The sequence below is a fragment of the Francisella noatunensis subsp. noatunensis genome (assembly GCF_009823375.1).
Lineage (GTDB): Bacteria > Pseudomonadota > Gammaproteobacteria > Francisellales > Francisellaceae > Francisella > Francisella noatunensis.
On sequence record NZ_WBSX01000047.1, the window covers coordinates 1 to 12892 of the forward strand.

Here is a 12892-nt window from a genome sequence, read left to right on the forward strand (position 1 = left end):
TTAACAATATATCTCATCAATACATTAGAAAGTTACAGATAGACTTGAATAATAGACCTAAGAAATGTTTAAATTACTTGACACCTAATGAAGTACATTTTGGTATCTCTATAAACATTGAGAATACAATCTAGCTTTTAAAATTTAGTTAGGATTTTATTAAATTTGTAGAAATTAAAAAAATATAAAGAGAATCTGGAGCGGGAAACGAGGCTCGAACTCGCGACCCCAACCTTGGCAAGGTTGTGCTCTACCACTGAGCTATTCCCGCATGAAACTATGGCACACCCAAAGGGATTCGAACCCCTAACCGCTCGGTTCGTAGCCGAGTACTCTATCCAGTTGAGCTATGGGTGCAAAAGTTGAAGCATATTATATGCAAAAAATATTAGTTAGTCAAGTTTGTAATGTTATTAATTGTTGCTATTAATTTGTCTTCTAATTCTTGATCGTTTAAATTTGTATTATCAATAATGAAATCAGCAATTTTTTCTCTCTCATCATCAGATATTTGTAGATTTATGAATGCAACAGCTTGTTGTCTATTTTTACCATCGCGCTCCATTAGTCTTCTAATTCTAGTTTCAAGATCTGCTTTGATAACTACTACTTTTTTAAGATAGTCGTAGTGTCTAAAATTATATGGTCCTAGTAATGGAATGTCGACAATAGTCATTACAGTATCTGATTCTTTTACTTGTTTCTTTATCTCTCTATTGATAACTGGGTGTAAATAATCTTCAAGCCATTTTTTAGCCTCTTTAGATTCGGTAATGATTGCTCTGAGCATAGCTCTATTTATTTGCTTGTTCATTACTATATCGTTGCCAAATTTTTCAGCTATTTTCTTGATTACGGAAGGTTTTTTGGTAATTTCTCTACTTATAGTATCTGCACATACAACATTTAAATTCATTTTTTCTTTTAGAATTTTTGTTGCTGTTGATTTGCCACTAGCTATACCACCAGTTATACCAATTGGATAAGTTTGTATCACGCTCATCTACGCCTTCATCGTAAAAAATTATTTGAGAACCGATTTTAATATTTTTTTCTTAGAAAGTCATATATTTTTTGATTAAAATCCATTTTAAACTTAAAATAATTATATTTTTACTAAAAACATCTATTATTTTGTGTCTATTGAAAATGTAATTCTAGAAAAGATAAAAACTACGAATAAACCTATGTTATTTAGGGATTTTATGCGGATGGCTTTATATTATCCTGAATTTGGTTATTACTCTGGGTCTAAAGAAAAAATATCTTCGACTGGAGATTTTATTACGGCAACTTCTCAAACATCACTATTTGCGCGTACTTTTGCAAGGCAGTTTGCACTAGTGTTTTCAGAGTTGGGTAGAGATTCTAATATTATAGAGTTTGGAGCTGGTAGTGGTAAGTTTGCTATTGACTGTATGCATGAGCTTAATAGCTTAGATAGCTTACCTGACAAATATATAATAGTTGAATTAAGTAATGATCTAAAATCTAGGCAGCAAGAAAATGTAAGGAAAAATATTCCTGAGCTTTACGATAGGTTTGAGTGGTTGACAGAGCTTCCAAACTATAAGCTTAAGGCAGTGGTTTTTGCAAATGAAGTTTTAGATGCAATGCCGGTAGATATTTTTAGAGCAGAAAATAATCAACTTATACAGCAAGGTATATACTGGACTGATAATAAGTTCAAACTCGTTGATATGGCTAGAAATGATAAGCTTTTTGAGTATGAAGCTAATAGGATATTGCTAGATAATATCAATTTTGAAGATGGGTACGCTAGTGAAATAAATACTTGGATCCGTCCATGGATTAAGTCTTTGTATGATATTTTAGAGAGCGGTATGATATTTTTGTGCGACTATGGTTATCATAGGAATTTATACTACTCAAAAGAAAGGAGTATGGGAACTTTAGCTTGCTACCATCAGCATAAGACTAATTATGATCCGTTTATCAATATTTGTGAGCAAGATATTACGGCGCATGTTGATTTTACAACTGTTGCTGAGGCTGCAACAGAAGCTGGATTTCAATTAGATGGTTATATGACACAAGCAAATTTTCTCAAAAAAGCTGGTGTTGCCGATGTTTTTGATGATGTATCTAAGAATCTTAAATCTAAAGATCAACTGAGATATACTAATGATATCAAAGAACTTCTGCTTAACGACAAGCTTGCTGAAGTGTTTAAGGTAATTGGCTTTTCTGTTAATTTTGACTACATATTAGATTCATTTGATAATGAGGACAATATTGATTATTTGCTGTAGATAATAAGCTATTAAAGTTTGTTAAATAATTTTTGTGTAAGTTTGTGCTAAAATAATTTTAGATTAATAAAAAATATTCTTATATGAAAAAAGTTGTGATAATTGGTTACAGTTTTGTGTTACCTGAAGGTATAAGTAGTGATCGTGATCTATGGCAAGCTTTGGAGCAGTCAAAGGATCTTGTTTCTGAAATACCAAATTCACGAATTGATAAGAAAAGATTTTTGCATTTATCAAAGAAAAAAGCTGGAAAATCATATAGCTTTTCGGCTGGAGTTATTCCAGATATTGAAGTATTTGATTCAACTCTTTTCAATATAAGTTCAAGAGAAGCGAGCAAAATTGATCCTCAGCAACGGATGTTACTTAATCATACTTACTTTGCTCTGCAAAAAGCTGGATATATACCAGAAAAGCTCTCGGGAGAAAACTATGGGGTGTATGTTGGGGCTTCAAACCCAGACTATAGTTATTTCTCTGTTGAGAACGGGGAAGAAATTAATTCATATACCATGACAGGGGCTGCTAAAAGCATTATAGCTAATCGCGTTTCCTACAGTTTTAATTTCAAAGGGCCAAGTATGGTCGTTGATACAGCTTGTTCTTCTTCTTTAGTAGCTTTAGATATAGCTGTAAAAGCGATTCAAGCAAATCAAATAGATACCGCTGTAGTAGGTGGAGTAAATTGTTTATTACACCATACCCCATTTATTGGTTTTTCTAAGGCTCATATGATGTCGCCTTCTGGCAGATGTCGAAGTTTTTCAGCTGAAGCAGATGGATATGTCAGGTCAGAAGGCTGTGTTGTTGTTGTTATCAAAGATTATGAAAAAGCTATTGCTGATGGCGATACTATCTATGCATTGATCAATAAAACAGCTGTGAATAGTGATGGTAAAACATCAGGGCTACCATTGCCTAGTTATGAGGCACAGCGTGATTTACTAAAGAGTATTTACGATGGAGTAAATTTAAACAATTTGGTTTATGTTGAGGCGCATGGGACAGGTACCCCTGTAGGTGATCCTCTAGAGATCCAGGCTATTGCAGAAGCAATAGCATCAAAGAAGAAATCTAGTCTTATAACTGGTTCTATAAAATCAAATATTGGTCATCTAGAGCCTGCTTCTGGTCTAGCAGGCATCATAAAAGCATTACTAATATTGCAAAATAAAAAAGTCCCAGTAAATATACACTTTGATGAACCAAATCCTAAATTACAATTGCAGCGTAATAATATTGAAATACCTAGTGAAATTGTAGATGTTGATGTTAATAAAGAAAGTTTAATTGGAGTTAACTCTTTTGGTTTTGGTGGAACTAACGCGCATGTGTTGTTGCAAGCATATCTAGAAAAATCTCCAACAAAGAGATATGAAATAGCAGAGTACTTCTCTAATAAATTAATTGTAAAGACACACAGTGCTAAGCTTTTAGCTGATCAAAAAAGGTTGACTAAGGAAACTATAAATAATCAGTTGAGTTACTATAGCCATTCAATAGCCTCTCAATGCTATAGGGGTACTAAAGGATTTTTTGCTTTGTATGATAGTTTTGAAGATTTTTCTGATAATAAATCTAGAGATTATGATATAGACTTTGCTTCTAAAAATATTGCCTTGATATTTGCTGGAAATGGTTGCCAGTATTCTGGTATGTTGAGATTGTTGCATGAGTCTAGTGAGCTGACAAGCTATCTTGAAGATACTATTTCTGAACTTCAAGAAATTAGTGAGATGAGTTTAAAAGATTGGTTAGATATTGATAGTGGATCTTATAGTGATACTAGAATTGCTCAGCCAGCGTTATTTATATTCCAAGTATCTATAGTAAAATATCTATTAAATAGTGGAATTAATGTACAAGCTGTTTCGGGTCATAGTGTTGGTGAAATAGCTGCAGCATATACTAGTGGAGCATTGTCTCTGTCAGAGGCATACAGATTGGTAGTGGCGCGTAGTAATGCTCAAGCTATAACACATGGCAAAGGTACTATGTTAGCAGTTAATATTACGAGAGAGGAGTATAGGTCGTTAATTGTTGATTTAGAGCTTAGTAATTTAGATATTGCTGCTATTAATGCTCAAGACTTTCTGACAATAGCAGGTGATGCTAAAGAGCTTAGTATCTTAGCGGAATTTTGTGAAACGCAGGGTATATTTAATCGCTTTTTAGATGTTGAGTATCCCTTTCATTCAAGATATATGAGTGGAGATGTTAAATCTGAATTTAATGTTAGATTACCTTGCTTAGACAGTAATGTTTCTGATACTTCTATTGACTTTATTTCAACTGTTTTTGCCAAAAGATTATCTGCCGAAGAATTGCGTAGCTCTGAATACTGGTGGAAAAATATTGTAGAACCAGTTGATTTTGCTTCTGCGATAACAAATTTGCTAAATTCATCTATTGACACATTTGTAGAGGTTACGCCTAGAGTTGTATTGAGGAACTATCTTAATAAGATTAGTGATGGTTTTAAGATTAATTACTTTTCGACTGTTGAGAAATCTAGATTAGTTAGTCGGGATATTATCGATAAACTATATCTATCTGGCGCATCATGGCAGACAAAAACTTGCCATAGTGAAAATACCGAGATTATTAGATCTCAGTTAGACTTGAAATATCATTGGTATGCAAAAAATAATAAATCAATGATATATTCTGGGAGTGAATTATTAGGTTGGCAAGTTACCAATAAGGCCAAAACATGGATAAGCTATCTTGATTACGAGCTTGCGACTGATTTCCATGGGCATCAAGTCGGAGATGATGTTGTATTACCAGCTTCAGCATGGTTAGAGTTGGTATGTCAGCTTGTAAGAAAAGCAAATGATTTAGACGACACAAGAGTCATCCTTCTTAAGGATATACAGATATATGCTCCATTGTTGCTACAAAAAGATGATATGCGTACTCTTATTAGTACTAGCAATCAAGATGGTTCAGTTATAATAAAGAGTGTTTCACAATATGGTAATAACGAAAGTTTGCATGTTAAAGCTCGCTATTTATTGCAAAACATTGATTCCAAACCAATTGTACCTAAGAACCTAGATTTATCTAATATTGTTGTTTCGGCAGCAAAACATTATGCTAACTGTAGAAGTATAGGGCTTAACTATATAGATAAGTTTGCAATAGTAAACAAAATAGAGTTAGGTATAAATTCGGCAATAGTATTCTTTAATGAAGAAAATTATGTTCAAAATTATGCTCAGTCACCTTTTAGTATAGATGGAGGCTTTCAAGCTATCATTTCATTACTTTTTGAATTTGAGAGTACTCAATCAAACTTGTTCTTGCCTACAGGGTTTGATTTTAATTATATTTTAAGAACACAGGCAAGGATTGATAGGGCTGTCATTAAGCTTAGATATAAGAGCTCAAACCTCATTGTTGCAGATGTTTATTATACTGATTTAGAAAGCAAGTTAATAAGTGTTATTAAAGGTGCTAGATTTGAGAGAGTTGTAAATGCTATTAAAGGATTGTTACCACAAGATTGCTTAGCTGAATCTCTTGAGCCTTTTGCTGGCTTAGAATATCAATATGTTAGGTCTCCTAGTTTACCATGTCTTAAATATGATGATATTGAAGTGCAGGAGCAACAGGTAATTGTAGGTTTTATAAAACTTTTAATTGCTAAGAAAGCTCATCAAGATATACAAAATGGTCAGATTAGTGGACACAGTTCTTCAGTAGCAAAAATATTTAAAGATTTTCCTGGCTTAGATCTCGTAGATAATCAAATACGAGAAATGTTACAACTTCTTTTTGTGGAGTATCCAAACCTTTTAAAACCTATGTTGCTTTGTTATAAAGCATTATTATCACTTAAGATAAATGATTTTAAGCTCACACAGGCCCTGAAAGATATAGATACATTGTGGAAAATAGCTCTAGTCTCCAATATGGCTAGAGGTATCGATGATATTATTGAAGAGCTACATAAAGTATATAATAATATCGAAACTCCGTTAAAAGTGTTAGTAGTTGGTGCCGGTATTCAAAGACAAATATTTGAGCTGGTTACAGCAGAGAATTTTGAGATTGAGTACTTTACAGGATGGGGTGATCTATATGATGCTGTGAATGACACATACGACTGTATTTTTATAGAGTCACATCCTAGTTTTGCTAAGAATGACTATGTTGAGTTGGTATTATCTAAGTTAAAGTCTGGTGGTATAGCTAAGTTTTACATTTGGCTTGTAAGCTTGGAGAGTCAAGTATTCATGAGTATGTTTGACTCTGGAATTCAAGGTGTTTCTAGAAGTGCGGTTGATGATATTTTATCGCAAGTTCGTAGTTGTGATGCGACAACTAAGCAAGGTTTACTAAGTGTGGAGATTTTATTACAGAAACCTTTTGTTGCGAAACCGTACTTAGAAGATTCTCAAAAGTTATATTGTCAAAAAAATATTTACGGTACTACTCAACTTAGCAATATTCTTCATGTTGAAGATTCAAAATTGCCAATGGTTTTTGTTATTGATAAAAGCTGTGATTATTCTTGCATCTATAATATATTGCAGCAGATCCATGTTAGCTCATCAAAAAATAATATAGTTATTCTTGAAAGCTCATGGTGTGATGGAGTCCTATCCTCACCATTACACCAGTCACTATTAGCATCATTACGAGTGTTAGTTAATGAGAATCCAGGTGTTGTTATAACTAGGGTTGTTGCAAAAAAATTAGATGAAGTACTAGACTGGAATTTTATTCTTGAAGATAGGTATTTTGCTCAAGAAATTTTTGTAGATAATGGTGTTGTATATCAGCATTATCTCAAGCCTTTTAAATTAAATGCTCCAGAGCATGAATATAAGCTTGATATTATAAATAGAGGCTCATTTACTCATCTTAAGTGGCTGACTAAAAAGCTTCAAAACTGTGGTGTCGAAGATGTTCGTATTAAGGTGCATTATACAGGACTAAATTTCAGAGATGTTATGTATAGTTTAGGACTAATTCCACAAGAATCATTAGAGTTTGGTTATTTAGGTGCATACTTAGGTATGGAATTTAGTGGTGAGGTTATAGCTATTGGTAATAATGTTAGTGATTTCAAAATTGGTGATAGAGTTTTTGGATGTGCTCAGCAAAGCTTTGCTACAGAACTAGTTGTTAACCAAAACTTTATTGCTAAATTACCTGAAACTTGTTCTATGCAGCAAGGATCAACTATGCTTGTTGCATTTATGACATCATATTATGCTATTAAAGAGCTAGCTCAAGCAAAACCAGGGCAAAAGATATTGATTCATGGAGGGGCTGGGGCTATAGGTCTTGCTGCAATACAAGTTGCATATTTACTAGAACTAGATATTTATACAACAGTGGGTTCTGTTGAGAAAAAACTTTTGGTAGAGTCTTTAGGTGTTACAGCTGCCTATGATTCTCGGAGTACTGATTTTTTAGTTGAGTTTGAAAATTCTGATCTCAAAGTTGATATTGTATTAAACTCATTATCAAATAATCTTCTTGAAGCAAGTTTGTCTGTTTTGGCACCATTTGGCCATTTTGTAGAACTTGGCAAAAGGGATATATTTGATAATAACTCTTTAGCAATGAAAGTTTTTCGCAATAGTATAACTTTTTCCGGTATTGATCTTGATCAGTTAATCAAATATAAGCCAGAGCTTATACAACAAATGCTCGTAGAATTGACAACATATTTTGATGATCAAATTCTTATGCCTTTACCTTATCAAGAGTTTACTATGAATAACATTCAAGAAGCATTTCGATGTATGCAGCAAGGAAGACAGCTTGGTAAAGTTATAGTAAATATGCGAACTAAAGATAGAATTTATTTAGATATGTGGAGCAATGAAAAAGCTAATATTAGTGGTACCTATATTGTAACAGGGGGAACACAAGGTTTTGGCTTTTATACTGCTATGGAACTTGCAAAATATGGGGCAACAAAACTAATATTGATTAATCGTAGTGGTACTATTTTTATAGAGAATAGAAATAAGCTTGATGAAATTGGTGTTGGTTATGAAATATTATCTTTAGATGTAAGTAATGAAATTGGTGTTAGAGATTTGATGTTGGACTTGTACCAAAGAGGTGAAGATCTAAAAGGTATAGTACATGCTGCTGTAGTATATGATGATATTGCATTTTCTGATATGCCAGAGCATAGTTTTGATAAGGTTTTTGAAGTTAAAGCCCTAGGAGGACAGTGGCTGAGTAAATATTCTAATTACTGGAGATTAGAGCATTTTATAATGTTCTCTTCAATTGCTACAGTTGTAGGTAATATTAATCAATCAAATTATGTAGCAGCTAATGCATATTTAGAGGGATTGGCTACACAGCGTAGAGAGCAAGGTCTTGTTGCTCAATATATAGCTTGGGGACCTATAGCTGATCTTGGTCTTTTAACAAGAGATCAAAGTATCAAAAAGCTCATGGAGAGTGGTTTAGGGTTTACACCTTTGTCTAGTATTGATACTCAGCGAATTATTAATGAGATTTTGCTAAATGCCAAGTCTCACATAATTGCATCAAAGTTTGAGGGTAGTAGAATTGCCAAAGTTTTGCCTATTCTAAAGACTTTACGCTACCAAGAGGTGATAGATCAGGAGCAAATTAAAACTATATCTAGTCTTGATTTAGGTACTTTACGAGCATCTTCAAAACAGCAGAGTATAAAAATAGTACAGACTAATGTTTTGGCTCAAGTTGCTAGTATATTAGGCGTGAATATAAATGGACTAGCATTATCTACAGATCTTCGTGATCTTGGTATGGACTCTTTGATGGCATTTGAGCTTGCTGTAAGTTTAGAAGAAAAGTTCACAGAAGTTACTATCTCAGCTATGTCTATTGCGCAGTTAAAAACATCTGGTGATATTGTAGATATGATTTTACGCAATATTTACGCAGATGATAATCAAGACAGTAATTCAGATGATATTCTTGATATAATTAAACAAAGACATGGGGAGAGCTAATGGCAAAAAAACTTTTTGGTAACCTATCTCAAGTTAAATCAAGAGTGTTACAAACACAAACAACATTGGAAGATTTATCTGAGCAAAAAGCAGATTATGATTTTAGAGCACATCCCCTTTATCAAGAGCTGCAGTATATGCGCGAAACTGTCAAAAAAATTGGAATTGCCGATCCTTTATATCGTAATTATCAAGGAGTTGCGGGTGCTAAAATTAATTATGCTGCTAGAGAGCTAATAAACTATAGCTCTTATAACTATTTAGGACTAAATGGTGATCCAAGAACAATTCAAGCTGTAACAGAAGTGCTAGCTGAAGAGGGTACAACAGTTTCTGCAAGTCGAATTGTCGCAGGTCAAAGAGTTATTCATCAAAAGCTAGAAGATAAATTGGCAGAGTTGTATCAAACTGAGGATGCTATTGTTTTTGTAAGTGGTCATGCAACAAATGTATCAGTAATTAGTTGTTTAACTCATGATAAAAGTCTCATATTATATGATCAATTAGCCCACAATAGTATAATCCAAGGAGTAAAGTTATCAGTTGCAAAAGCAATTGGTTTTAGACATAACGATATTAATCATCTTTCTCAATTATTACAGCTAAATGCCCATAAGTATGAGCAGATATTTGTAGTTGTTGAAGGCTTGTATAGTATGGATGGTGATATCCCAAATTTACCAGAAATTATTAAGCTAAAGAAAGAGTACGGTGCCATTTTGATGGTAGATGAAGCTCATGGTTTAGGAGTCTTAGGCAAGACAGGTAAAGGTATCTTTGAGCATTATAATCTTTCACCTAAAGAAGTGGATATTTGGATGGGGACATTAAGCAAGACGCTTTGTAGCTGTGGGGGATATATAGCTGCAAATAATGTAATCATAGATATTTTGCGTCATTATGCTCCAGGACTGGTTTATAGTGTTGGTTTATCACCAGCTAATACAGTGGCGGCAATTAGTTCGTTAGAACTTATGTTAGCTGAACCTGATAGGGTTAATAGATTACATGATAATAGTGAGTATCTTTTGACTCAGTTAAAGAATTATGGTTTGGATACTGGTAACTCTATTGGTAGAGCTATTATACCAGTTATTGTAGGCAGCTCATGCAATGCAGTAGCATTATCAAATAAGCTCTTTGATGATTATAATATTAATGCGATGCCTATAATGTACCCAGCGGTTGAAGAAAGAAAGGCGAGACTCCGTTTTTTTATATCAAGTGAACATGCTAAAGAGCAGCTTGATTATACTGTAGAATGCCTAAAACAAAATATAGCATTGTGAAATAGATATGCAAATTTTCTCAAATAAGTTAAATGTTTTAAGAACTCAAACTAGATTAAGTTTACTAAAGCTACTCAAAAAAAGTTTTACAACAGACCCACATACTCGAGAGTTCTTTACGACCAATGATAGAGCCAACCTTTTAGAGACCAAGCGCTATGATGCTTTTATGCTTTATAATCTCGATCAAGCATATACACAAGGTTTTATAGCATGTGATGATAATCTCAAAAGTATAGGGCTTTTTGCTTACATTGGTAAGACAAAGCTTTCGTGGAAATTTCACATTGTAGCAAATCTTAGAATGTTAAAGGAGTTTGGTATTCGAGGAATTATCAGAATCCTCAAGATACAAGCGAGAGTTGAGAAGTCGCGCCATGATAAGGAGTTTCTGCACCTTATATATCTTTGCACAGATGAGTATTGTAGAGGTCAAGGCTTGGCTAAACAAGTTATAGAGTATGGTTATCAACAAGCTAAGATAAAAAAAGTTCCATTATTACTAGAGACGAGTAAGTCAGAAAATATTTCATATTATAAAAAACTTGGATTTAAGGTTTATCAGGAGTGTGTTATAAGTGAGACAAAGCTTGAAATCTATTTCTTAAGAAAGGACATTGAATAATTTTTTAAAACATTATAGATTGCATAATCTATAAGTAAGTTATTTGTTAAATTTTATGGCTAAATACATTTGATAGACTATTGAATTAATCTGCCCTAAATTGTTCATTTTTTGTAAAATACATATATTGCAAATATTTGTATTTTATGAGTTATGGATTTTTTCTTTTTAGGTATAGAAGAATTATTAGGTAGTGATAATAAGTTTGTAAAATTGAACAAGTTAATTAACTTTGAGAAGTTTAGAAAAATTCTTAAAGGTATTCACACTCAAGATAGAAGTAATCAAGGTAGACCTAGTTATGACTCTGTCATGATGTTTAAACTATTTCTGTTATTGTGTCAGTCTTATAGCTTAAGTGATAGAGAATTAGCATCTAGCTTACGCTTAAGATTAGACTTTATGTATTTTACTGGTTTCACTCCTACAGATAATTTACCTGACTATAGTACTATCAATAAATTTCGGAACTTATTGATAGAGAAAAGAAAACTCAAAAAACTATTTAAATTATTAAATCGTCAATTAGAAGATTTAGGCTTATCTATTAATAACGCCAAAGGCGCTATTATCGATGCTACTCTTATTGAATCTGCAGGTAAACCTAATAAGCATATTGATAATATACCAAATGATAGAAAAGAACTTGATACTGAAACTACAGATATATCTTATAGTAAAGATACTGATGCTAGATGGATAAAGAAAGGTAGAAAAAGTCATTTTGGATATAAAGTATTTGCAAGTGTAGATGATGACCATGGTTTTATACAAACAGTTCATACAGAGTCGGCAGAAGTATATGAAGCTCATAGGTTATCAAAATTATTAAATGACGTTAATGTTTCAATATTACTTGCTGATAAGGCATATGATACTGCAAGCAATAGAGATTACTTAAAAGAATCGAAAGTTAAAAACGGTATTCTCAAAAAAGCAGCTAGAGGTAAACCTCTTACTGCCAGACAAAAACAAAGAAACAAACTATTATCCAAAACAAGATACAAAGTTGAACAGTGTTTTGGTACATTAAAGAGAGTATTTAATTTTCGTAGAGCTGCTTATTTCACGACAGTTAAAGTGCAAGCTCAAGCACTACTAAAGTCATGTTGTTTCAACATGTTAAAAGCCGTCAATTTGATGGCTTAGTTAGGATAAATATAGATACAAAACAAGCATTTTTTGTACTGTCTTTAGAGAGTATTGTTAGAAATAAGTGAGTGCAGAAAAATCGTTCGATTAACTCAACAGTCTATATTATGAAAAAACTGTAAAAACTCAAAAGTTTAATTATCCTATTGATGAAGTAAAATATTTATTGTTAGATGTTGATAATTATAAGAACTTCATTCCAATGTGTTATGAAGCAGAATTATTAGAGAAAACATCGGTATCGCAAAAGGCATTGATAAAACTTAAGATACCGTTATTGAAAGTGGAAGTAATTACAGATTATAAAACTATAGATGATAATAATATAGAAGTATCCATGCAGGGTTGCCCATTCAAGATTATGCAAGGATATTGGGAGTTTAAAAAAATAGATGATAAATTATCTCAAGTTAAACTTACTTCTAAATATAGTTTTAAAAAGCTAGATTGTATTCTCAATGTTTATAGAGATACCAAAATGTACTTCATTAGGTGTCAAGTAATTTAAACATTTCTTAGGTCTATTATTCAAGTCTATCTGTAACTTTCTAATGTATTGATGAGATATATTGTTAA

General features: G+C 32.7%; 6 protein-coding genes, 2 tRNA genes and 3 pseudogenes. 7 read left to right on the forward strand and 4 right to left on the reverse strand.

The annotated features are described in order from the left end of the window. Positions 1–134, forward strand: a pseudogene (locus F8C69_RS11395) (IS30 family transposase); the annotation flags it as partial. A gap of 62 nt (positions 135–196) precedes the next feature. On the opposite strand, the gene F8C69_RS05160 reads toward F8C69_RS11395, so the two are convergent. From F8C69_RS05160 to coaE, 3 genes are all read right to left on the reverse strand, one after another. Further along, positions 197–271 (reverse strand) — tRNA-Gly (locus tag F8C69_RS05160). A 9-nt stretch (positions 272–280) separates the two neighbouring features. Beyond that, positions 281–357 (reverse strand) — tRNA-Arg (locus F8C69_RS05165). A 31-nt stretch (positions 358–388) separates the two neighbouring features. Further along, on the reverse strand, positions 389–1003 hold the full coding sequence (coaE, locus tag F8C69_RS05170; protein WP_159184442.1) for a dephospho-CoA kinase: 615 nt from the start codon (positions 1001–1003) through the stop codon (positions 389–391). 133 nt (positions 1004–1136) lie between these two features. Here coaE and F8C69_RS05175 point away from each other — a divergent pair, with 133 nt between their 5' ends. From F8C69_RS05175 to F8C69_RS11290, 6 genes and pseudogenes are all read left to right on the forward strand, one after another. Beyond that, positions 1137–2273 (forward strand): class I SAM-dependent methyltransferase, encoded by a 1137-nt coding sequence (locus F8C69_RS05175; RefSeq protein ID WP_159184443.1) that lies wholly within the window; start codon positions 1137–1139, stop codon positions 2271–2273. A gap of 83 nt (positions 2274–2356) precedes the next feature. After that, positions 2357–9250 (forward strand): type I polyketide synthase, encoded by a 6894-nt coding sequence (locus F8C69_RS05180; protein ID WP_159184444.1) that lies wholly within the window; start codon positions 2357–2359, stop codon positions 9248–9250. Next, on the forward strand, positions 9250–10539 hold the full coding sequence (locus F8C69_RS05185) for an aminotransferase class I/II-fold pyridoxal phosphate-dependent enzyme (RefSeq protein ID WP_159184445.1): 1290 nt from the start codon (positions 9250–9252) through the stop codon (positions 10537–10539). Before F8C69_RS05180 ends, F8C69_RS05185 begins: the two co-directional genes overlap by 1 nt. A gap of 169 nt (positions 10540–10708) precedes the next feature. Next, positions 10709–11164, forward strand: coding sequence for a GNAT family N-acetyltransferase (locus F8C69_RS05190; protein WP_236352354.1), 456 nt, complete (start codon positions 10709–10711; stop codon positions 11162–11164). 153 nt (positions 11165–11317) lie between these two features. Then, the gene (locus F8C69_RS05195; RefSeq protein ID WP_159184447.1) at positions 11318–12313 is read left to right on the forward strand and encodes an IS5 family transposase; all 996 of its coding nucleotides are present in this window, start codon (positions 11318–11320) and stop codon (positions 12311–12313) included. Positions 12314–12461: 148 nt separating this feature from the next. Then, a pseudogene (locus tag F8C69_RS11290) lies at positions 12462–12740 on the forward strand (SRPBCC family protein); the annotation flags it as partial. Positions 12741–12758: 18 nt separating this feature from the next. On the opposite strand, the pseudogene F8C69_RS11400 reads toward F8C69_RS11290, so the two are convergent. Then, positions 12759–12892, reverse strand: a pseudogene (locus tag F8C69_RS11400) (IS30 family transposase); the annotation flags it as partial.